The sequence below is a fragment of the Rhodococcus aetherivorans genome, assembly GCF_025722975.1.
In the GTDB taxonomy this organism is placed as follows: domain Bacteria; phylum Actinomycetota; class Actinomycetes; order Mycobacteriales; family Mycobacteriaceae; genus Rhodococcus; species Rhodococcus aetherivorans.
On sequence record NZ_CP106982.1, the window covers coordinates 266,084 to 288,241 of the forward strand.

General features: G+C 71.1%; 16 protein-coding genes. 6 read left to right on the top strand and 10 right to left on the bottom strand.

Going from position 1 to position 22,158, the window contains the following annotated elements; translation table 11 throughout:
• Positions 1 to 16: 16 nt before the first annotated feature.
• Positions 17 to 706 carry a hypothetical protein gene (locus OCS65_RS01275; RefSeq protein ID WP_006934444.1) on the top strand — a complete coding sequence of 230 codons (690 nt, stop codon included), beginning with the start codon at positions 17 to 19 and terminating at the stop codon, positions 704 to 706.
• Positions 707 to 715: 9 nt separating this feature from the next.
• On the opposite strand, the gene OCS65_RS01280 is transcribed toward OCS65_RS01275, so the two are convergent.
• The 3 genes from OCS65_RS01280 to trxB form a co-directional block, all read right to left on the bottom strand.
• On the bottom strand, positions 716 to 1,900 hold the full coding sequence (locus OCS65_RS01280; RefSeq protein WP_006934443.1) for an N-acetylmuramoyl-L-alanine amidase: 1,185 nt from the start codon (positions 1,898 to 1,900) through the stop codon (positions 716 to 718).
• A 127-nt stretch (positions 1,901 to 2,027) separates the two neighbouring features.
• Entirely contained in the window at positions 2,028 to 2,357 is a 330-nt protein-coding gene (trxA, locus tag OCS65_RS01285; RefSeq protein WP_006934442.1) for a thioredoxin, read from the bottom strand.
• A 31-nt stretch (positions 2,358 to 2,388) separates the two neighbouring features.
• Entirely contained in the window at positions 2,389 to 3,357 is a 969-nt protein-coding gene (gene trxB / locus OCS65_RS01290; RefSeq protein ID WP_006934439.1) for a thioredoxin-disulfide reductase, read from the bottom strand.
• A gap of 252 nt (positions 3,358 to 3,609) precedes the next feature.
• Between trxB and OCS65_RS01295 the strand changes: the two genes are divergently transcribed.
• A complete protein-coding gene (locus OCS65_RS01295) occupies positions 3,610 to 4,305 on the top strand; it encodes a hypothetical protein (protein ID WP_044475803.1) in 696 nt (231 codons plus the stop codon).
• Here the strand turns inward: OCS65_RS01295 and OCS65_RS01300 are convergent.
• Together OCS65_RS01300 and OCS65_RS01305 are read right to left on the bottom strand one after the other, a co-directional pair.
• Positions 4,250 to 7,465, bottom strand: a complete 3,216-nt coding sequence (locus OCS65_RS01300) for an ATP-binding protein (protein ID WP_231772229.1) — start codon at positions 7,463 to 7,465, stop codon at positions 4,250 to 4,252. The genes OCS65_RS01295 and OCS65_RS01300 overlap by 56 nt on opposite strands.
• Positions 7,466 to 7,512: 47 nt before the next feature.
• A complete protein-coding gene (locus tag OCS65_RS01305) occupies positions 7,513 to 8,712 on the bottom strand; it encodes an NADH:flavin oxidoreductase (RefSeq protein WP_006934434.1) in 1,200 nt (399 codons plus the stop codon).
• An 81-nt stretch (positions 8,713 to 8,793) separates the two neighbouring features.
• Between OCS65_RS01305 and OCS65_RS01310 the strand changes: the two genes are divergently transcribed.
• A complete protein-coding gene (locus OCS65_RS01310) occupies positions 8,794 to 9,369 on the top strand; it encodes a TetR/AcrR family transcriptional regulator (protein WP_231772230.1) in 576 nt (191 codons plus the stop codon).
• A 12-nt stretch (positions 9,370 to 9,381) separates the two neighbouring features.
• Here OCS65_RS01310 and OCS65_RS01315 read toward each other — a convergent pair whose 3' ends face one another.
• The 5 genes from OCS65_RS01315 to OCS65_RS01335 all read right to left on the bottom strand — a co-directional run bounded on the left by OCS65_RS01315 (position 9,382) and on the right by OCS65_RS01335 (position 17,539).
• Complete coding sequence (locus OCS65_RS01315) at positions 9,382 to 10,095, bottom strand: hypothetical protein (RefSeq protein WP_231772231.1); 714 nt, start codon at positions 10,093 to 10,095, stop codon at positions 9,382 to 9,384.
• A 52-nt stretch (positions 10,096 to 10,147) separates the two neighbouring features.
• Positions 10,148 to 10,693, bottom strand: a complete 546-nt coding sequence (gene sigM / locus OCS65_RS01320) for an RNA polymerase sigma factor SigM (protein WP_006934425.1) — start codon at positions 10,691 to 10,693, stop codon at positions 10,148 to 10,150.
• An 83-nt stretch (positions 10,694 to 10,776) separates the two neighbouring features.
• The gene (gene murJ, locus OCS65_RS01325) at positions 10,777 to 14,613 is read right to left on the bottom strand and encodes a murein biosynthesis integral membrane protein MurJ (RefSeq protein ID WP_029546790.1); all 3,837 of its coding nucleotides are present in this window, start codon (positions 14,611 to 14,613) and stop codon (positions 10,777 to 10,779) included.
• Complete coding sequence (locus OCS65_RS01330) at positions 14,610 to 16,949, bottom strand: DUF6049 family protein (protein WP_029546789.1); 2,340 nt, start codon at positions 16,947 to 16,949, stop codon at positions 14,610 to 14,612. Before OCS65_RS01330 ends, murJ begins: the two co-directional genes overlap by 4 nt.
• Positions 16,946 to 17,539 carry an NUDIX hydrolase gene (locus tag OCS65_RS01335; RefSeq protein ID WP_006934418.1) on the bottom strand — a complete coding sequence of 198 codons (594 nt, stop codon included), beginning with the start codon at positions 17,537 to 17,539 and terminating at the stop codon, positions 16,946 to 16,948. Before OCS65_RS01335 ends, OCS65_RS01330 begins: the two co-directional genes overlap by 4 nt.
• A gap of 98 nt (positions 17,540 to 17,637) precedes the next feature.
• Here OCS65_RS01335 and OCS65_RS01340 point away from each other — a divergent pair, with 98 nt between their 5' ends.
• The 3 genes from OCS65_RS01340 (at position 17,638) to katG (ending at position 21,895) form a co-directional block, all read left to right on the top strand.
• Entirely contained in the window at positions 17,638 to 19,092 is a 1,455-nt protein-coding gene (locus OCS65_RS01340) for a CCA tRNA nucleotidyltransferase (RefSeq protein WP_231772232.1), read from the top strand.
• A gap of 132 nt (positions 19,093 to 19,224) precedes the next feature.
• Entirely contained in the window at positions 19,225 to 19,668 is a 444-nt protein-coding gene (locus OCS65_RS01345) for a Fur family transcriptional regulator (protein ID WP_029546787.1), read from the top strand.
• A gap of 40 nt (positions 19,669 to 19,708) precedes the next feature.
• A complete protein-coding gene (gene katG / locus OCS65_RS01350) occupies positions 19,709 to 21,895 on the top strand; it encodes a catalase/peroxidase HPI (RefSeq protein WP_102800330.1) in 2,187 nt (728 codons plus the stop codon).
• The last annotated feature ends 263 nt before the right edge of the window (positions 21,896 to 22,158 follow it).

Here is a 22,158-nt window from a genome sequence, read left to right on the forward strand (position 1 = left end):
GAGGCTGAGTAACCCAGTGTCGACTCGAGTCACAACACTCACCCTGGGCGGAATGGATCAGCTGTCGGCACACGCCCGGCGCTGTGTGTTCTGGGAGATGGACCCCGCGGCGGTACACGACGCGGGCGGGTTCTACGATCCGGAGTTCGAGAAGGAGGCATGGCTGTCGATGGTCATGCTCCAGTGGGGTTCCTGCGCCCAGGTCGCCACGCTCGACGACAAGCCCGCCGGTAGCGCGTTCTACGCCCCGCCGAACATGGTGCCGCGCGCTCAGCTGTTCCCGACGTCCCCGGTGAGCGCGGATGCCATCCTGCTGACCACCGTCCGGATCGAGCCGCTCGCGGAGGGCAGCGATCTCGGGGCGGCACTGATCCGCGCGGTGATCTCCGATCTGGTCCGCCGTAACGTGCGCGCGATCGAGGCGTTCGGGTATCGGACTGCCGGCGAGGACGAGAGCGACGTTCCCGGGGCAACGGCCGCACGGGACTGCTCCCCCGCCGAGTGCATGGTCGAGGCCGGCTTCCTCGAGGACATGGGTTTCGAGGTCGTCGCTCCCCACCACCGCTTCCCGAGGTTGCGGCTCGAACTCGACCGCGACCACGAATGGAAGGTGGGGGTCGAGGCGGCGCTGGATCGACTGCTCGAGGAGGCCGCGCTCACCGTCGCGGGCATGTCGGGGCGTACCCCGGTGGGGGCGGCCCGCTGAGCGAACCGCTCAGCGGGTCTCGGTGATCGACAGTTCCTCGGCGAGCAGTTCGGCGAAGGTGTAGGTGCCGGTGGGCTGGTCGTCCTGACCGAGCAGGTACAGCCGCTTGACCGAGATGAGGATGGCTTCGGCGATGATGTCGCGCGAACGCGGGTTGGCGAGGACCGCGGCGTCCTGCGTGTTAGTGAGGTAGCCGAGGTCGATCTGTACGGTCGGCATGTTCGTCAGGCGCAGCAGATCCCAGGTGCGACCGTGGCTACGGCAGTCCCGCAGCGGCGTGCGGGCCGTCACCTCGCGCTGGATGAAGCCGGTGAGCACCTGACCGATCATCGACTCGGAGCCGTGCGCGTTGCCGTAATGGAAGCTCGCGATGCCGCTCGCGGCCGGATTGGGGCTGCTGTCGCAGCGCAGGGAGATCATCAGGTCCGCGCCGAACGCGTTGGAGGTGCCGGCCCGCTCGATGTTCGACGGATTCGCGTGGTACGGCCGGGAGAGGAAGGTCTCCATTCCGGTCGCGGCCATGCGGCCCTCGAGGCGACGAGCGAGGTCCCACAGGATGTCGGCCTCGGAGATGTCGCCGTGCGGGCTGCGCACGATGATGCCGTGGTCGCGGCCACCGAGGCCGGGATCGATGACGATGCGCTTGCCGCTCAGGTGCGGACCGGACCGGCGGACGATCTCCTCCTCGCTGATGGCGTGCGGCGATCCGCCGGTGACCCGGGTGCCGAGCAGTTCCAGCGACCGGAGGGTCTCCGCGCCGCAGATGCCGTCGGGTGCGAGGCCGATCTCCCGCTGGAAGGAGCTCAGGGCCTCGTGGGTGCGCGGCCCGAAGTAGCCGTCGACCCGGTCCACGTAGAACCCGAGATCCTGCAGGCGCCGCTGCAACGTCGCGACGTCGTCGCCGTAGAGCGGTGCGGAGAGCTGATAGATGAGGGTGCGGGCGCCGAGCCGATACGAGGCTTCCTTCAGCGACCGGTATGTGGCGGGACCGACGATGCCGTCGACGAGCAGACCGCGCTGCTGCTGGAACGCACGCACCGCGCTGTCGAGCTCACGGTCGAACACCGCATCGGAGCCCACCCAGCTGTCGCCGGCGGAGACGTCGGACTCGCCGTGCAGAAATCCGAGGCCGGTGAGGGTGCTCCGGATTTCGGCGACGGCAGGGCCATGGTCGCCGTAGCGCAGTCGGTGCATGTCTCGGCCCTTTCCGTGCTGCTGACCTGCTGTGCCCGGTGTGACACCAGACCATCGTTCGATTGTCGCAGATGCGCCCGGATCACGAATAATCCGGGCGCATCCGTGTCGACGGGGAAACGGTGACTCAGAGCACGTCGGCGAGGTCGCGGAGGAGAGCCGCCTTGCCCTTCGCACCGACGATCGTCTTCACCGGCTTGCCACCGGAGAACAGGATCATCGTCGGGATCGACATGACCTTGTAGTCGCGCGCCGCGGCGGGGTTGGCGTCGATGTCGAGCTTGGCGATCTTGAGCTTCTCGGAGTGCTCCCCGGCGATCTCCTCGAGAACGGGAGCCACCATCTTGCACGGGCCGCACCAGGTCGCCCAGAAATCGACCAGTACCGGCTTGTCGGACTGCAGGACGTCCTCGACGAACGAGGCGTCGGAGATGGTGACGGTGTTCTTCTCGGCCACGATGGCTCCTACTCGATGGGTGTGGAAGGGGTCAGTATCCGGCGTTGACGGTGATCGGGTGGCGGTCTTCCTGCTCGGCGAGCCAGCGTTCGGCGTCGAGCGAGGCGGAACAGCCGGTGCCGGCGGCGGTGATGGCCTGGCGGTAGAGGTGGTCGACGAGGTCGCCCGCGGCGAAGACGCCCGGCAGGTTGGTGGCGGTGGTCGGGGTCTGCACCTGGACGTAGCCGGCGTCGTCGAGGTCGATCTGGCCGCGGACGAGTTCGCTGCGCGGGTCGTGGCCGATCGCGACGAACATGCCGGTCACCGGGAGGGTGCTGCGCTCGCCGGTAACGGTGTCCTCGAGGACCAGGCCGGTCACGGCGGTGTCGCCGAGCACCTCGACGGGCTTGGCGTTGGTGACGATGCGGATCTTCTCGTTCGCGCGGGCGCGGTCGAGCATGATCTTCGAGGCGCGGAATTCCTCGCGGCGGTGGATGAGGGTGACGCTGCGGGCGAAGCGGGTCAGGAAGGTGGCTTCCTCCATGGCGGAGTCGCCGCCGCCGACGACGGCGATGTCCTGGTCACGGAAGAAGAAGCCGTCGCAGGTGGCGCAGGCGGACACGCCGCGGCCGAGGAGCTGCTCCTCGCCGGGGATGCCGAGGTAGCGCGCGGCGGCACCCATCGCCAGGATGACGGCGCGGGCGTGGTAGGTCTGTCCGTTGGCGACGACCTTCTTGACCGGGCCGGTCAGGTCGAGTTCGTCGACGTCCTCGGTGCGGATGTCGGCGCCGAAGCGCAGGGCCTGCTCGCGCATCTGGTCCATCAGGTCCGGTCCCGTGATGCCCTCGCGGAAGCCGGGGAAATTCTCGACTTCGGTGGTGGTCATCAGGGCGCCGCCGAACTGGGTTCCCTCGAACAGCAGCGGGGACAGCTCGGCGCGGGCGGCGTAGATCCCGGCGGTGTATCCGGCCGGGCCCGAACCGACGATGATCAGGTCGTGGATCGTGGATTCAGTGGTCATGCGAGCCTTCCGGTGTCTGCTGGTACTTCTGTCTGCTGGTACTTCGATACGGGACGGTCGAGCCTGGAGGCCCGTGACCGGGACGTCAGTGGTCCACAAGACGTCAGTGGTCCACAACATGGGTCAACAACAGGGTAAGGGGTGTTGTTCCTCGAGTGCCGTGCGTCACGCCACACCGAGGCGTACCCTGCCCCACCCGGACGGCAAGCGGACGGCAAGGGAACCGCAAGGCCGAATCGTCACGCTGACGGTATGACCGTAACTCCCGCACTGCTGTACCGCCTCGGCGCGGTGTCCGTCGTCGCCGCGTTCCCGTTGAACCTCGCCGGCGGCCTCCTGCATCCCGTCGTCGACGGCGCCGCGCATTCGGTGCCGGCGCTGTCCGCTCCGATCAATCCCCTCCCCCACGTCCTCCTGCTGTCGGGAACGCTGCTGTTGATGCTCGGTGTGCCCGCGCTGTACGCCTGGGTCGCCGCCGGAACCGGAATGCTCGGTCTCGTCGCGTACGTCACATACTTCCTGTCCTCGGTGCTGGTGGCGTTCTCGCACCTGGTGATCGAAGCCTTCGTCTCCGTGCCGTTCTCGCGCGATCCGGCGACGGCAGGGGTGATCTCCGGGTCGGACACCCTCCTCGACTACGAGCCCTATGTGCTCCTGCAGACCGTCAGCGGACTCGTCTTCATGGGCAGCATGATCCTGTTCGGCATCGCGCTGATCCGTTCGCGTGCGGTACCGGTGTGGATCGGCGCCCTCATGGCGGCGGGCGGTGTCGTTCTCCTGCTGCCGATTCCGGCGATGCCGGGCGTGACCGGACTGGTCGTCGAAATTCCACGCGGTTGCGCGTTCGCGGCGATCGGGCTGTGCGTCCTGTCCGCGACACGACGGAACGGGCTCAACGCCACGCCGCCCACGCCGGGTCGTGCAGTTGTGCCGACACCGTCGCGGTGAGTGTCGCGGCCGCATCGCGGAATCGGTGTGCCGAGTCCGCATCGCCGAGCAGCGCCGCGGTCTCGGCGAGGGCAGCGTCCACGGGGCCGGCGTGGAACGAGCCGGAATCCAGGCCGGCGATGCGGCCGCTGAACGGCAGCAACTGCGCATGGCAGTCCCGGGCCGTCGCCGTGTCCGCGAGCCGGGCCGCGGCACGGGCGCGCAGGCATGTCATGGCCAGCCAGTAGTAGTCGCGCCGGAACGGCCGCTGGGCGCGCCACAACTGCCGCGCCCGTTCGTGTTCACCGCTGTCGAGCAGGGCGAGGACCAACGGGAACCGGACACTGTGCGGCCGTGCCGATTCGAGTGCGGACAACTCGGCGACGAGCGGAGCGAAGTCGTCGCGCGCCGTGGCCACACCGATGCGTCCGACGGTACCGATCCACCGGGCCGAGGCGGTACCCTCCGCCTCGAGTTGTGCTGCGACGGTGTCATATCCGCGCTGTGCGCCGTCCTCGTCGCCGGCGAGGAGGCGCACCAGGGCTCGGAACAGTTCGACCACGCCGAGCAACTGGGAGAGCTGCCGGCCGGCCGCGTACCGCACGGCGAGTTCGGCGTGGCGACGGGCCTCGTCGAGTTCGGTGTCTGCGGCGGCGGCGAGGAACCACTGGAAGTGTGCCTGCGCCTGATACGCGGCGTCCCCCGCGTCGCCGGCGACGGTGAGGAGTTCCGCGGCGATGTCACGCCGCTGCGCCACGAGGTCCGGGCCGTACGCGACGAATCCGAGGGCGTTGAGCGCACGGCAGCGCAGCCCGGCGTCGGCGGTTCCCCGCGCGAGGGCGTGCGCGCGGCGGGCCGCGGCGAGGGCGGCCACCGAGTCGGCGCCCTCGAGTTCGAAGACGGCGGTGACGAGCAGCAGGACCCGGTCGTGGTCGCCGAGGGCGGTGGTGGCGAGGAGTGACTGCATGGGGTCGAGGATGCGCCGGTCCGGTTCGTCGTCGACCCGGACGGTCCAGGTGACCGGCGCGGACCACGAAGTGAGCGCCGCAACGAGGGCCGGCGGGTCACCGATCCGCCGGGCGAGATCCACGGCGCGTTGGCGCACGACGCGTGCGGTGACCACGTCGCCGGTGTGGGCGAGCGCTCCGACGTATCCGGTGAGCAGTGGCAGCAGGCCGTCTTCCGGTACGACGGTGGACATCTCGTGTGCCGACACCGCAGCGCCCCACAGGGTGACCGCATCGGCTCGGGCGCCGAGAGCGTCGGCGCGACGGGCCGCCGCGGTGAGGTGCGCGACGGCGTGGTGGGCGGTGGACGGGGTGGCCGCGAGCGCCGCATGGTGTGCCGTCGCGGCCACCTCGGCCGGCCGCAGGGCGGACAACGCCGCGAGGGCCGCGCCGTGCAGACGGGTGCGCCGGAGGCGTGACTGCCCCGCGTACAGGGTTTCCCGGACGAGATTGTGGGTGAACCGGATCCGCTCGGGCGCGGGTTCCTCGAGCAGGCGGGCGCGCAGGGCCGGCTCGAGTGGCTCGAGGAGGGACTCGAGGTCGGTTCCGCACATCGCGGCGAGCACGTCCAGGTCGGCTTCGCGTCCGAGGACGGCGGCCGCGGACAGCACGGCGACGGTGGCCTCGGGCAGCGTGTGGATGCGGTGGTGCAGTACGTCGGCGATCCCGGCCGGCACGTCGTGATGGAGTGCCCGGACGCCCCGGTCGGCGATCAGCAGAGCAAATTCTCTGACGAACAACGGATTTCGGTCGGTCCGGGCGACGAGCAACGCCATGTCCTCGGGCGCCAGGGCGACGACGCCGCATTCGCGGACGAGGTGGGCGATGCCGTCGTCGGTCAGCGGGGCGAGGCGGAGCTGCCGGCCGGGGCATGCGTTCGTCGCCGCGCGGACGGCGGCGAGTTCGCTCCCCGCCTCGGTGGGCCGATAGGTGGCGACGGCGAGCAGCGGCCGGGTTCGCAGGGCGGCGAGGGTGAGGCGCAGCAGGTGCAGGGTCGGTTCGTCGGCGCGGTGCATGTCGTCGAAGACGAGCAGCACCGGACGGTCGGCGGCGATGCGGCCGAGGTGCCGCGTGAGCGAACGGGCGAGCCCGAACGTGTCGAGGCCGGTGCCGGGCACGGCCAGCCGGGACGTCATCGTGGCCGTGCCGTCGGGGTCGGTGTGGGCGAGGGCGTCGAGGATCTCGATCCAGGGCCACCCCGGTGGCGCTCCGTCCACCTCGGGGCAGTTGCCGCGGGCAACCTGCCAGCCGTCGCCCTCGAGGGCGACGGCGAGCAGCGTGGTCAGATGGGTCTTGCCCGCCCCGGGTTCCCCGGCCAGCCACGTCAGACGCGTCTCACCGCGGGCGGCGCGTCCGGCCTCGTCCAGCAGGACGCCGAGTTCGGCGGGGCGGACGTGGTCGGCGATCGGCGCTCGGTCCCGGGCAGGACCGGCCGTACCGGTGAGGATCTCGTGCTCGGCGGCCCGTAGTGCCGGACCGGGGTCGAGGCCCAGTTCGGTGGCCAGGTACTGCCGCGAGCGGCGGATGACGGCGAGGGCGTCGGCCGGGCCGTCGGCGCGGTACCGGGCGCGCGCCAGGAGCCCGACGGCGCGTTCGCGGCCGGGGTCCGCCGCGACGATGTCGCTCAGCGACGCGATCAGCGGCGCGACGGGAGCACCGAGTTCGAGCGCGGTCTCGGCGTACTGTTCCACCGCCGTGCGGCGCAGTTCCCCGAGCCGGTCGGATTCGATTGCCGCCCAGGGATATCGATCGATGTCGGGCAGCGGATCCCGCCACCGCTGGAGGGCCTGCCCGAGGTGCCGGAGCCGGTCGTGGGGTGCGGTGACGGTGCGGGTGACGGCGTCCTCGAACGCCCACGCGTCCACCGCGGCGACAGGCAGGTTCAGCGCGTACCCGGCGGCGCTCCGTGGCAGCGGGTCGTGGCCCGGACCGAGCACCCGGCGCAGGTGGGAGATGTGCGCCTGCAGCGCCGCCACCGGTTTGGCCGGCGGTGCCCCGCCCCACAGGTCCTCGACGAGCCGGTCGGCGGAGACCGGGTGCCCGCGTGCCGCCACCAGCCGGGCGAGCAGCGCACGACGGACGGGACCGCCGAGGGCGACGGGCTGCCCGTCGACGAGCGCGGCGACGGCGCCCAGCACCCGCACCTGCACGGGCGGGGTCGTCGCGTTCGTCACCGCCCACCGTCCATGGTGTTGCAGGATAGCTGTGGGCCGGCGCACCGTCAGGTGCTGTGCTCCACGTCGCGCAGGGATTCGCGCACGACGCACCGGGTTCCGGTGTAGATGGTGGGCATGCACTTGTTGCAGTGGATGCACAGCCCTTCGCGCACGTGCTCGTCCCGGAACTTGTTGACGAGGTACGGGTCTCGCAGCAGCGCCCGGCCCATCGCGACGAACTCGAATCCCTCGTCGAGCGCATTCTCGATGGTGTCGATCCGGTTGATGCCGCCGAGGAGGATGAGCGGGGTGCGCAGCTCGGACCGGAACTGCCGAGCCATCGGGCGGAAGAACGCCTCCTCGAAGGGGTAGGTCGGGAAGAGCCGCGGCCCGTAGAACCGCAGTCCCAGCCCCACGAGCCTGGGCTGGGACGCGACGAACTCGGCCAGCGGGACGTCGCCGCGGAAGAAGTACATGCCGTTGAGCAGGGAGCTGCCGCCGGTGAGTTCCATCGCGTCGATGTGGCCGTCGGATTCGATCAGCCGCGCCATGGGCAGGCTCTCGTGGAGCCACAGTCCCTTGGGGACGCCGTCCGTCATGTTGAACTTGACGATGACGGCTACCGAGTCGCCGGCCGCCTTGCGGACCGCCTCGAGAACGCGCCGGGGAAACGCGGTTCGGTTCTCGAGACTGCCGCCGTAGCGGTCGCTGCGCTTGTTGAGATTCGGGCTGAGGAACGAGCTGAGCAGATAGTTGTGCCCCAGGTGCACCTCGAGCGCGTCGAATCCGGCCTCGACGGCGCAGCGGGTCGCGTTCTCGTAATCGGTGACGACCTGATCGAGCTGCGCGAGACTCGCGCCCCGCACCAGGCCCATGGCGGGGGCGCTGATGCGGGTGGACGGGGCGAGGGTCTTCGTCCCGTTGGAGATCTGGTTGGCGACGAGTCCGGCGTGCCCGATCTGCGCCGAGGCGAGCGCGCCCTCCGCGTGCACAGCGTCGGTGAGGCGGCGCAGGCCCGGCACGGTGTCGCGGTCGAGGACGACGGTGTTGCGGTGTACGCGTCCGCCGGGTGCGACGGCGCAGTACGCGACGGTGGTCAGTGCGGTGCCGCCGCGGGCGACCTCGGCATGGAACTCGACGAGTTCGTCGGTGACGCGACCGCCGGGCATGACGCCCTCGAACGTCGCGGCCTTGAGGATGCGGTTGCGCAGGGTGAGCGGTCCGAGCCGAACGGGTTCGAACACGGCGGGTCGCGACGAGGTCATGCCCCTACTTTCGATGCCAGTGGTTCTGTAACGTGTTGCAACTATAGTGCCGCGCCGTGCCGTGCACCACAATTACCGGTGATGACCGCATCCCACCGCTCCCCCACGCCCGCCGGCCGCCCCCGCGATCCGCGCATCGACGCCGAGGTCCTCGCCGTGACCCGCGCGATGCTGCTCGAGGTCGGCTGGGAACACCTGAGCCTGCGCGGCATCGCGGCCCGGGCCGGGGTGAGCCGGGCGGCCCTCACCCGGCGGTGGCCGTCGAAGGCGCACCTCGTGCTCGACTCGCTTCTCGGTTCCGCGCCGGACCTGACCCCGATGCACGGGACGGACCGCCGCGGCTGGATCGAATGGGTCGTCAGGGGCAGCGCGGACCTGTTCGCCCGCCCCGACGTCCGCGCCGCCCTGCCCGGGCTCATCGCCGCACTCCGCGATCACGACGATCTGCGGAACACCCTGTGGCGCACCTTCAGCGGCCCCAGCACGACACTGTTCTCCCACGGCGACGGCTCCTCTCCCGCCGACCTCGACGCACGTGCCGTGCTCGTCCTCGCCGCGGGTGCGGCGCTGTTCGCGAGCATCGTTGCGGCCGAGGACGACACGTCCGCCCTGCGGGAGCGGATCCTCGATCTGTTGCTGCCCGCCGCGGACGGTTGAACTCCCTGCGGCTCAGCCGATCTGACGGATCACCAGAGTCGCCGGATCGGAAGCGCCGCATCCCGTGCCCACCACCAGTGCCGTCAACCGCGGCGACGCGGCATCACCCAGGATCAGCGCGACCGCCTCCCGGCCGTCGAACCGGATCGTGCGTGACCCCAGCAGTGGCCGGGATTCGTCGATGCCGTTGGCCTCGAGGCATTCTCGGAGTACTCCGTGATCCGACAGCGGGCCGGGGTCGGACGCGCCGATCATCGCGCGCCAGGTCGCCGGGTCGAGCACGTCGGCACCGGGTGCAGCAGAAGCCGGTGCAGCAGAAGCCGGCGCGGCAGCGGCGGGCGCGGCCATCGGCGCCGCGGCATCGGGGCGTCCGGCGCCGTGGGCGGTGACGGCGAATCCGATCGCCACCGCGGCCGCGGCCCCCGTCCCGGCCGCGGCGAGCAGCCACCGTCGCCGGCGGCGCGCGGCGGCGTCGGCGGTCAGTGCCGCATCGATCCGGGCCGCCACTTCCGGCGGGATCTGCGGGCTCTCAACATCTTCGGCCGCACCGAGGGCCCGGAGCCGGCGGCTGACGGAGTCGAGCGCGGCGATCACCGCCATGGCGTCCGGATCCCGCCGCACCGCCGGCCACAATCCGGCGGTGACGTCGTCGTCCAGGACCCCGGCGTGCAGGTCGGCGAGCAGGTCGGCAGAATACGGCGGCCGCGGCAGCTCGTCCTCGGTCATCCGCTGTCCTCCCCGCCTTCCGGTGCCCTCACCAGGATAAGACGGCCGCCGATCACGATCGGTTCCCCGTATCCCGCAGGTCACCGAGAAGCACCGCGAGCCGCCGGCGCCCGCGCGCGCAGCGGCTCTTGACCGTGCCTTCGGGAACACCGAGCCGCCGGGCCGCCTCGCTCACCGGCCAGCCCTCCACGTCGACGGCGACGACCGCGGCGCGTTGCTCCGGTGGCAGGGTGAACAACGCCGCCTCGATATCGAGCGCGATCTCCCGCTCCGCGATGCGATCCCGTTCGTCGCGGGCATCGGTGCCGTCGTCGTACAGCGGGACGGTCGGTCGCGCCTTGTTGCGCCGGATGCGGTCCAGGCACGCGTTCACCACGATGGTGTGCAGCCAGCTGCGAACCGCCGCGGTGTTCCGGAATTTCCCCGCCGTACGATGCGCCGACAGCAACGCCTCCTGCAGGGCGTCCGCGGCATCCTCGGGCGAATAGCTGGTGCGGCGCGCCACCTGCCACAGATGGTCGTAGTGCCGTTCGAGCAGTTGCGCGAACGCGCGTCGGTCCCCCGCCGCGTGCGCCGCCAGTAACTCGGCGTCGGACACGGCAATTCCTGCGATCCCCCCCAAAATTCGCACGCGCGGATGGTAGCCGATCGAGGTGGGCGACCGGAGGCGCGTGCGCCGGGCTATTCGGCGGCGGTGAACGTCACCTCGGCGATCGAGCTCTTGTTGCCGCCGCCGGACGTGCTCAGCCCCGTGATCCACACCAGCACATCGGAGGTGCGGCCCTCGGCCTCGACGGGGATCTCCGTGACGCCGGACCGCAGCGTCGCCGAGCCGATCACCTGGGTCTGGTCCAGAGAGGCCTGGTCCGACGGTGCGCTGCGGATCTCGACCTTCGTGCCCGGGCTGTCCGACGTCACCGACACCGACGAGAGCGCGGCCGGCTCGGCGAGCGCCACCATCAGTCCCACACCGTTCTTCAGGGCGGGAAACGGCTGGAAGTAGGCGTCGGTGCTCCACTCCGTCGACGGATCACCGTCGATGGCCAACCGCGCCGTCGCCGGCGAATCCGGGGTGCCCTGCGGGGAGAACACCGACACCGCCGATGCCGCCACCGGTCCGGCCGCTGCGGCCGGGGCCGGCGCCTGGGCGACCGGCTCCGACGGCGCCTCGGAGGTCGGGGTGAGGCCGAAGTCCTGGCTCGTGAGCGGCTCGTCGGAGTTGCCTCCGGCGAGCAGGTTCGCGATCCACCAGCCGATCAGGGCGAGGAGCACCACCGTGGTGATGCCGAGGCCGACGAGCGCGAACAGCATCCGCTCGGATCGCTTCTTCTCCTCGGCGAGAGCCTCCGGGTCCGCGAGGGCGTGGTCGGTGGCGCCGGCACTGCGCTGGCCGAGCCGCAGCGCCGGGATCATGTCGGTCTTCTGGTCCACGACCGAGGCCTGGCCGAGGATGTGCTGCACGGTGGCCGCGGTCCGGATTCCGCCGTCGGCGGCGAGCGCACGCACCGCCACCGCGGAGATCTCGAACGGCACCTCCGGCCGCAGCGTGCGGGGCTCGACCGCGATGCCCTCGGCGGTCAGGTCCGCCGGGCGCATCCCGCCGATCGTGCCGCCGGTGTGCGCCGGGGGCTGCTCCCCGGGCGCGGCCTGTTCGGGCAGCGGCCAGCGGGCGGTGATCAGGCCGTAGAGGCTCGCGCCGAGGCCCCGGACGTCGGAGGTCACGTCCGCGTCGGCGAAGGTGGCGGGGAAGGCCAGCACCGCGTCGCCGGCGACACTGATGCGGATCCGGTCGGGGTGATCGATCGAGAGGGCGCCGCCGCTGCGGTGCGCGGCCTCCGCCGCGGCCGCGAGGGCCTGCACAGCGCGGGCCGCGCCGAGCGGGGACGGCTCGGTGCCGGACATCTCGCGCAGCGAACGACCGGGCGTCCACTCGGCGACGACGATGCCGCCCGAGCTGCCGCGGACCACGTCGAGCACCCGTGCGAGCCCCGGTGAGTTGATCCGGCCCAGCCGCAGGGTGCGCGACAGGATGGCCTGCGGACCGTCGGGACCGGTAACGTCCCCGGCGCGCTGCTCGGCGTCGACGAACGTCAGCGCCACCTCGCGGTCGAGCTTGACGTCCTGCGCCTGCCAGAAGCGCAGACCGCGCGCGCCGCCGTGCGGGGCGAGCAGACGGTAGCGGCCACCGGCGACCGACGCGCCGGGGATCAGCTTCGGCCCGCGCATCGGGGTGCGCGGCGCGGACCCCGGCACACGCAGCGGAGGCAGCTGGGGCGAGCCGATCGGGATGACGCCGGTGTCGACGTGGGGATCGCGGCGAGGCCGGCCGGCACCGGAGCGGTTCTCGGCGGGGCTGCCGGCGGACTTCTGCGGCGAGGCGGAACGGTCGGGGATGCCGGCCTGCGGGGACTGCGTCGACGTGCCGTCGGCGTCCGTGGACACCGAACCCGGGTCCGTCGATGCGGACTCATCGACCGTGGACTTACCGGTAGCGTGGTCGTCGCTCACCCTCACTCCTTCTTGTTCGACTCGCCCGCCCCGGAGGTAACCGGGAGGCCGTCCGGCATCCGCGAACCGGCGCGATCCGTCCCGGGTGGTACGAACCTGCCGTCGACCAGGGTACGGGAGTTGCCGGTGTGCATCGATGTGGCTCGGCACGTCCCTGATGGCGGGAATCACCTCGGTGACCGCGTCGTACGGGGCCACCCCGTAGTCGCCGTAGTCCAGGCGCGGCAACACGATGGTCTTCTCGGCCTCCGATTCCTCGAAGCGGGCCGCCTCGAGTTCGGCGATCTCGTCGGCATCCGCCTCGGCGACGGCCGGCTCGACGGGCGTGCGTCCGCGCAGCGCGTCGACCTTGCGCCGGACCGCCGCGGTGATCGCCAGGATCTCGGGCACCTTCAGCAACCACATCACCGTGAGGGTCACCAGCAGCATCAGCGCGCCGGTGATCGCGACCCGCACCATCGAGCCGATGCCGCCGAACCGGTCGCTCAGCGCACCGAGCCGCAGCAGCCGATCGGTGAGCAGCATCGCCGCCGAACCTGCGGCCGAGGCGATCACCACGTGCCACACGGTCCGGCCCACGTTCGCCATCCGCAGGTCGCCGAGGGCGCGGTGCAGCAGGAAGCCGCCGATGCACGCCCCGACGGTGAAGGCCAGGCCGGTCGCCACGCCCAGCAACAGCACCACCTGGTCGTCGTTGCGGGCGACGACGGGCGCGATCGCGGACAGGCCGATCTTCACGGCGGTGATGCCGAGGATGATCCACGTGGGGGTCCACGCCTGCTCGCGTGCGTAGAACACGCGCAGATGGATGAGGACGAGGGCGTACGGGATCAGGGTGAACGCCGACCAGCTGACCGCCTGGCCCAGCCGTTCGGCGTTGCCCTCGCCGAAGCTGCCGTAGCCGTACAGGGCCGTGCCGATCTGCGGGCCGGCGACGGTGAAGAACACGACGATCGGGATCAGCGCGATCATCGTCAGCCGGGTCGCGACCGACAGGTCGTCCACCACAGCGGGGGTGTCCTCCTCGGCGGCGTTGCGGCTCAGCCGCGGCATGATCGCGGTGAGCACCGTGACGCCGAGGACACCGTACGGCAGCTGCAGCAGCAGCCACGCGTTGTTGTAGATCGCCGGACCGGCCGCGTCGGCGCTCGACGAGACGTGTGTCGCGAACACCATGCCGGCCTGGCTGATGAGCACGTACAGCACGATGGCCGCGGCCATGCCGCCGAACTGGCGCAGCCGGTCGTCGAGCCCCCACAGCGGCTTGAGGCTGATCCCCTCGCGGCGCAGCGCCGGCACCAGGGACATCGCCTGGGTCACCACACCGAGGGTGACGCCGCAGCCGAGCAGCAGCAGGTGCGGGTCGCTCATGCGCACCGGGTCGAGGGTGATCTCCCCGGGCAGCAGGAAGTACAGGACCAGGACCGTGATGACGACGATGTTGTTCAGCACCGGCGCCCATGCGCCCGGTTTGAACACCTGCCGCGTGTTCAGGATGGCGGTCAGCAGCGCCGACAGGCCGTAGAACAGGATCGCCGGCAGCAACAGATACGTCAGCGCCGTGGTCAGCGTCGTCGACACCTTGCCCGTGTCGTCGAGGAAGAACCGGGTGACGAGGACCGGCGCCGCGGCGGTGGCCAGCAGGGCGGCGAGGCCGAGCACGGTGACGGAGACGGTGAACAGGCGCCGGACGAACGCCGTACCGCCGTCCGGGTCCTCGCGTTCCGCGCGGACCAGCACCGGCACGACGATCGAGGTGAGGACGGCGCCGAGCACCAGCTCGGAGATCATGTTCGGGATCTGGGCGGCCACCGTGTACGAGCTCGCGACGGCGGCGCCGAGCAGGGTCAGCAACAGCACCTGCTTGACGAAGCCGGTGATGCGGCTGATCAGGGTCGCGAAGGCGATCGAGCCGGTCGCGGCGAGCAGGCCGGGGTTCTTGCGCGGGGCCGGCTCCGCCGCCGCGGGGGCGGGCGGGGCGACGTCCTCACGGGTCGGGTTCCCGGTCATCGTTTCTCGTACCCTTCGTCGGCTGGATCGGGCTCGCCGCGGAAGCGGTGCAGGAGACGACGGCCCGCCAGGAACAGCAGCAGCGCCCCCGCACAGCCGGTGACGATCGCGAGAACCTGGCCGTACGCGTTGGACCGTACCGTCACGTTCGTCGGGGTGCCGAGCGGCAGCCCGGACTCCGTGGTCAGGGCGAACTCGACACCGATCTTCCGCGAGTCGCTGATCTGCGCCGGCACCGTGAGGGTGCGGCTGCCGCGCGGGGGCAGCTGGGTGGGCCCGATGTCGGTGATCTTCATCGCCGACGGCGCGTCCACGTGCAGCCGCACGGTGATGCCCACGGGCAGATCGTTGCGCGCGACCAACAGTAGGGGACTCTGTTCCGAGGTCAGCGTGTAGACACCGCCCGGTGAGAGCACGGTCACTCCCGCGAACATCCCGTCGACGGCGTCGCGTACCTCCTCGCCGCGCTGCCCCGCGTCGCGCGCGGCGGCGCCGGGGTCGGGCCCGCGCCGGCCCGCCAGGCTCATCGCGCGCAGCAGGTCCTCGCGCAGCGGTGCGGTGAACTGCTGCGGTGTCAGCTGCGCCTGCGGATCCTCGACGAGCGCCTCCTGGAACGAGTCGAGCCGGGGTGCCTGCTCGCGGGCCGCGTCGATCACCTCGGCCGACGCACCGTCGACGATGGCCTGCTCCGGGTAGGACAGCGCGACGGTGGGGGCGTCCCCGGCGGCGGGTGCGAACAGGGTGTCGAACGGACGCGGGGTGGCCAGGCCGGAGCGGATCAGGGTGCCGACCATCGACAGGACCGCGGCGGCGTCGTCGCCGGACGCACTCCACGACTGCGGCGGCACGAACAGCGCGGAGCCCGGGGCCGCGGACGCGCCGTCGCCGGTGGACACGGTCCGGGTGGCGCTCTCCGACGTGCGCAGCGCGGACCAGCTCAGGGCGCCCAGCGCGTCCTGCAGCCGGGCGCCCGGGGAATCCTCGGTGAGGTCGTAGCGGGCGTCCTCGGCGGTGAACGACGGCGTCTGGGGAGCGTCGCCCAGCGCGGCGAGCGCGGTGGCGGCGGCGCTGTCGAACAGGACCGTGGACAGGCCGTCCACCCCCCGCACGGGCATCGGACCCGTGCCCGCGTCCGAGTCCGCGGCGTCGACCGCCGTGTCGGCGAGCAGGGTCGTCACCGGGCCGTCGGCGGCGAGCAGCGCCCCCGCCTGCTCGGTGAGCACCCCGGCGTCGGGCCAGACCACGTCCTCCCGGGTCGTGGTGATCCCGAGGATCGTGTTCACGATCTCGGTCGGTGCGGCGAGCGCGGGCCCGGCGAGAGAGGCGTCGTCGAGTTCGGCGAGGGCGGCCACGTCGACCTGGGCGAAGGGCACCGCGACCGTGCACATCGACGCGGCCAGGGTGCGCAGCCGTTCCAGCCACGCGACGGCCGCGGCCGTCCCCTCCCCGTCGTGGGCGTCGCCCCTCGGCTCGGCCGTGTCCTCGACCACCAGGTAGCCGCGGGTCATGTTGGCGACGGTGACGAGCAGATCGGGGTCGACGGCCAGGCACATCGCGTCGGCGACGCGGCGGTCCTCGGCGGTGGCCGCGCGCTCGGCGGCGTCGAGCAGTCCGTCGAGCCGGCCGCCGTCGGCGAGCGACGTCGCGAGGTCGTCGTCGACGAGACGGACCGGGTCCGTCGCCGATCCGGGCACCCCCGCCGCGAGGCGCGGCCGGTCCGCGAGCGGCCACAGCATGGTGACCCCCACGGGTGCGGACGTGTCCGGGGGCACGGGCCGGCTCTCGCTGCTCTCGCCCGCGGGCACCCCCAGCACGGGCAGCAGGAACCGGGCGTCGTCGAGCCGTGCCTGACCGCCGTACTCGGGAGCGCCGTTGACGTTGACGAGCAGCGGATACACCCCGGGGGTGTCGATACCCAGCGAAGGGCTGTCGGCCGAGCGCAGCGCCAGCTCGAGGCGGAACTGCCGCTGCTCACCCCGCTCGAGGACGTCGGTGACCGATTCGAACGGCCCGGTGCGGTCGTAGGCGGTCTGATCCCACGTCAGCGCCGTGCGCAGCTCCTCGGCGGAGCCGACCGCCGGGGCGCGCTGCAGCCGCACGGCGATGTCCTCGACATCGCGGTCGCCGACGTTCTCGAGCGTGCCGGTCACGGTCACCACCGGCTCGCTGCTGGTGGACATCGTCGTCGGCGTCACCGAGTCGATGCGCAGCTCGAGGAAGCGCGGGGCGTCGGACGCGTCGCTGCGCGGCTGGGCGACGGCCACACCCGCCGTCGTCAGGACGAGCGCGAGCACGGCGAGAACGGCCGCCGCGGCCCGGCGAGCTGCCGAGGTCATCCGAGACGGGCCTCCGGTCCGCCGGGTCCGAGCAGCATCGACGGATCCATCTCGGCGATCAGCTGGTCGGCGACGTCGGCGAGCCTGCGCTCGTCCGCGTACGCCAGGCGCGAGCGCAGCTCCGGCAGCGGCACCCAGGCCACCTCGGTGACCTCGACGTCGGCGTCGGAGAGCTCGCCGTCCAGGTAACGCAGCAGGTAGTGGTGCACGGTCTTGTGGACGCGCCGGCCCTCGGTGACGAACCAGTAGTCGATGCTGCCGAGCGTGGCGAGGACGGTGCCGTGGATCCCGGTCTCCTCGTGGACCTCGCGCATCGCCGTCTGCTCGGCGGTCTCGCCCTTCTCGATGTGTCCCTTCGGCAGCGACCACAGCAGCCGGCCGCGCCGGTCCGTGCGGCCGATCAACGCCGCGCACAACTTGTCGGGGGGCCCGCCGAGGCCGTCGACCACCAGTCCCCCGGCCGATGTCTCGCGGACCGTGCGCAGGTGAGGCTTCGCCGCGTCGGAGGTGGCTCGGCCACCGGACTTGGCGCCCGCGCCACGCCGCCGCGAGGTGCGGCGGTTGCGGTTGGCACGTTCTGCGGGCGACACCTCATCGATACTAGTTGGCGGGACGTGCCCGGCGGTCCAACCAGGCACGTCCGGATCGCGCGACTGCGCGTTCGGCCACCTCGGTAAGGTTCGAAGACGTGAACTCTCCCTCCACCGACACCGAGCGGCGCGCCCGACTGCTCGCCGGCGCCGACGCGACGCTGCGTGCGCTGTCGGACATCCTGGCCCCGCTCGGTGAGCGCTTCACCGCCGCCGGTCACGAGCTGTACCTGGTGGGAGGGAGCGTCCGCGACGCGGTGCTCGGTCGCCTCGGCACCGACCTGGACTTCACCACCGACGCGCGGCCCGAGCAGGTGCAGGCGCTGCTGCGCGGCTGGGCCGACCACCAGTGGGACACCGGCATCGACTTCGGCACGATCAGCGCGGTCAAGGGCCCGGAGCAGGTCGAGATCACCACGTTCCGCAGCGACGCGTACGACCGTGTCACCCGCCACCCGATCGTCGAGTACGGCACCAGCCTCGAGGACGACCTGATCCGTCGCGACTTCACCGTCAATGCCATGGCGGTGCGGATCGGCCCGACCGGCGCGGAGGACTTCGTCGACCCGCTCGGCGGGATGGACGCCCTGCTCGCCGGGGTCATCGACACCCCCGCGATGCCGAGCGAGTCGTTCCACGACGATCCGCTGCGGATGCTGCGCGCGGCGCGGTTCGTCTCCCAGCTGGGGTTCGGGCTGGCGGAGCGGGTGCACGACGCGATCGTGGCCATGGGCGACGAGATCCTGCGGATCAGCGCCGAGCGGGTGCAGGCCGAGCTCGACAAGCTGATCCTCGGTGCCTACCCGATCGAGGGCATCGACATCATGGTCGAGACCGGCCTCGCCGAGCGGGTGATCCCGGAGATCCCGGCGATGAAGCTCGAGATCGACGAGCACCATCAGCACAAGGACGTGTACTGGCATTCGCTGACCGTGCTCAGGCAGGCCATCGACCTCGAGGACGGGGATCCCGATCTCGTGCTGCGCTGGGCGGCCCTGTTGCACGACATCGGCAAGCCCGCCACGAAGCACAACGAGCCGGGCGGCGGCGTCAGCTTCCACCACCACGAGGTCGTCGGGGCCAAGCTGGTCCGCAAACGGATGCGGGCCCTGAAGTACTCCAAGCAGATGGTCGACGACGTCAGTCAGCTCGTGTTCCTGCACCTGCGGTTCCACGGCTACGGCAAGGGCCAGTGGACGGACTCGGCGGTCCGGCGCTACGTGCACGACGCCGGTGACCTGCTGCCCCGGCTGCACAAGCTGGTCCGGGCGGACTGCACCACCCGCAACAAGCGCCGGGCCGCGGCGCTGCAGGCCACCTACGACGATCTCGAGACGCGCATCGAGCGGATCGCCGAGCAGGAGGACCTGGCGAAGGTGCGGCCCGACCTCGACGGCAACGCCATCATGGAGCTGCTCGGCCTGAAACCCGGCCCGCAGGTCGGGCAGGCCTGGAAGTTCCTCAAGGAGCTGCGGCTCGACCGTGGTCCCCTCGACCGCGACGAGGCCGAGGCCGAGTTGCTGAAGTGGTGGGCGCAGCAGCCGAAGCCCTAGCGGCCGGGTAGCCGGACGGGTGAGGGTCCGCGCGACCGCCGCCCGCGCCACCGAACACACGCGCGAGTTCTGATCACGCTGCGGTTACCCAAAGTCGTGACTCATTCCAGAAAAGTGCGTCATAGTATCCACGTGCCCTCGACGCGGGATTACGTGGAGCAGTTGCGTACGGCGGAGCTGCGCGTGACCCGGCCCCGGATCGCGGTGCTGGAGGCGGTGAACCAGCATCCGCACGCCGACACGGAGACGATCTTCGGAGCCGTGCGCACCGGTCTGCCGGAGGTTTCCCGGCAGACCGTGTACGACGTGCTGCACGCCCTGACCGGTGCGGGTCTGGTGCGGCGGATCCAGCCGTCCGGTTCCGTCGCCCGGTACGAGTCGCGTGTCGGGGACAACCATCACCACCTCGTCTGCCGGTCCTGTGGGGCCATCGCCGACGTCGACTGTGCCGTCGGCGAGGCGCCCTGCCTGACCGCGTCCGACCACAGCGGCTTCCTCGTCGACGAGGCCGAGGTCATCTACTGGGGCATGTGCCCCGACTGCTCGGCAGCACACGCTTCGCGATCACATCCGTGATCACCGTCCGATTCACCGAAACCCGGAAGGAAGGGCCGACGTGTCCAACAGTGAAAGCGAAAATCCGGTAATCCCGTCCCCCGAGCCGAAGCCGCATCGGCCCAGGACCAACCGGGACTGGTGGCCGAACCAGCTGGACCTGCAGGTTCTCCACCAGCACTCGCCCCTCTCCAATCCGATGGGCCCGGACTACAACTACGCCGAAGAGTTCGCGACCCTCGACGTCGAGGCCCTGAAACAGGACATCTTCGAGTTGATGACGACGTCGCAGGAGTGGTGGCCGGCCGACTACGGCCATTACGGGCCGCTCTTCATCCGGATGAGCTGGCATGCCGCGGGCACATACCGCATCGCCGACGGCCGGGGCGGCGGCGGCAAGGGCGCCCAGCGCTTCGCCCCCCTCAACAGCTGGCCCGACAACGCGAGCCTCGACAAGGCGCGGCGGCTGCTCTGGCCGATCAAGCAGAAGTACGGCCGGAAGCTCTCGTGGGCGGACCTGCTGATCTTCGCCGGCAACTGCGCCTACGAATCGATGGGGTTCAAGACGTTCGGTTTCGGCTTCGGACGCGAGGACATCTGGGAGCCCGACGAGGTGTTCTGGGGACCCGAGGACACGTGGCTCGGGGACGAGCGTTACGCCGGCGACAGGGAACTGTCCGGCCCGTTCGGCGCCGTGCAGATGGGCTTGATCTACGTGAATCCGGAAGGGCCCAACGGTAACCCGGATCCGATCGCCGCGGCCCGGGACATCCGGGAGACGTTCGGCCGGATGGCGATGAACGACGTTGAGACCGCGGCGCTCATCGCCGGTGGTCACAGCATCGGCAAGACCCACGGCGCCGCCACGGCCGACCACGTCGGTCCCGAGCCGGAGGCCGCTCCCATCGAGCAGCAGGGTCTCGGCTGGAAGAACTCCTTCGGCACCGGCGTGGGCGGGGACGCGATCACCAGCGGTCTGGAGGGCGCCTGGACGCCCACCCCCCGGCAGTGGGACAACAGCTTCCTGGAAACCCTGTACGGCTACGAGTGGGAGAAGACCAAGAGCCCCGCCGGTGCGTGGCAGTGGATCCCGAAGGACGGGGCCGGCGCCGACGCCGTCCCCGACGCCCACGACCCGTCGAAGCGGCATTCGCCGGTGATGCTGACCACGGACCTCTCGTTGCGACTCGACCCGATCTACGGACCGATCACCCGGCGCTGGCTGGACAACCCGAAGGAGTTCGAGGAGGAATTCGCGAGGGCCTGGTACAAGCTGCTGCATCGCGACATGGGACCCGTCGCGCGCTACCTCGGACCGTGGGTCCCCGAGCCGCAGCTGTGGCAGGATCCGGTTCCCGCGGTCGATCACGAACTGATCGGAGCGGACGACATCGCCGCCCTCGGGAGCAAGATCCTCGAATCGGGCCTGTCCATCCCCCAGCTGGTCGCCGCCGCGTGGGCGTCGGCGGCGAGCTTCCGCGGCACCGACAAGCGCGGCGGGGCCAACGGGGCACGCATCCGTCTCGAGCCGCAGAAGAACTGGGAGATCAACGAGCCGGGCCGGGTGGCCGAGGTGCTGCAGACCCTCGAACGGATCCAGCAGGACTTCAACGGCGCGCAGTCTGCGAAGAAGGTCTCGCTCGCGGACCTGATCGTCCTGGCCGGCTGCGCCGCCGTCCAGCAGGCGGCGAAGAACGCCGGCGTCGAGATCACGGTCCCGTTCACGCCGGGCCGCACCGATGCCTCGCAGGAACAGACCGATGTGGAGTCGTTCGCCGTGCTCGAACCCGCGGCCGACGGGTTCCGCAACTACCTGCGCGCCGGCGAGAAGCTGCCGCCGGAGCGGCTGATGCTGGACCGGGCGAACCTGTTGACGTTGACCGCTCCGGAGATGACGGTTCTCGTCGGCGGGATGCGTGCCCTGAACGCCAACTTCGGGCAATCCGCCCACGGCGTGTTCACCGATCGGCCCGAGGCACTGACCAACGACTTCTTCGTGAACCTGCTCGACATGCGCACGGAGTGGAAGGTGTCCGAGTCGACCGAGAACGTGTACGAGGGTCGTGATCGTGCCACGGGCGAGGTCAGGTGGACGGCCACGGCCGTCGACCTCGTCTTCGGTTCGAACTCGCAGCTGCGCGGTATCGCCGAGGTCTACGGCAGCGCCGACGCGCAGCAGAAGTTCGTGCAGGACTTCGTCTCTGCGTGGAACAAGGTGATGAACCTCGACCGGTTCGACCTCGCCTGAGCAGCGCTCGATGATCGGCCCCCGGGGCCGATCATCCACACCCCTCGTGCGGCATCCCGCCGGCTGACACAGCCCGCGGGGTGCCGTGCGTCGTTCCGGCGCCCGGGGGCCGCCGATCGGGCCGTTCGGGCCCTCTCACCGCCGCGCGCGGCGAATCGTGAGCCAGATGTCACCGGGGACTCACCACGGTTAATGCCCACGAAACACGGTGTCGGGAGCATGAGACCTGGCCGGAGGAACGTGGCCGACCCAGGTGAGGAGCG

Coding starts and splice junctions, on each gene's coding strand:
- OCS65_RS01280 (WP_006934443.1), bottom strand. CDS start 1,900: ATGCACCGACTGCGCTACGGCGACCATGGCCCTGCCGTCGCCGAAATC.
- trxB (WP_006934439.1), bottom strand. CDS start 3,357: ATGACCACTGAATCCACGATCCACGACCTGATCATCGTCGGTTCGGGC.
- OCS65_RS01295 (WP_044475803.1), top strand. CDS start 3,610: ATGACCGTAACTCCCGCACTGCTGTACCGCCTCGGCGCGGTGTCCGTC.
- OCS65_RS01305 (WP_006934434.1), bottom strand. CDS start 8,712: ATGACCTCGTCGCGACCCGCCGTGTTCGAACCCGTTCGGCTCGGACCG.
- OCS65_RS01310 (WP_231772230.1), top strand. CDS start 8,794: ATGACCGCATCCCACCGCTCCCCCACGCCCGCCGGCCGCCCCCGCGAT.
- OCS65_RS01315 (WP_231772231.1), bottom strand. CDS start 10,095: ATGACCGAGGACGAGCTGCCGCGGCCGCCGTATTCTGCCGACCTGCTC.
- murJ (WP_029546790.1), bottom strand. CDS start 14,613: ATGACCGGGAACCCGACCCGTGAGGACGTCGCCCCGCCCGCCCCCGCG.
- OCS65_RS01330 (WP_029546789.1), bottom strand. CDS start 16,949: ATGACCTCGGCAGCTCGCCGGGCCGCGGCGGCCGTTCTCGCCGTGCTC.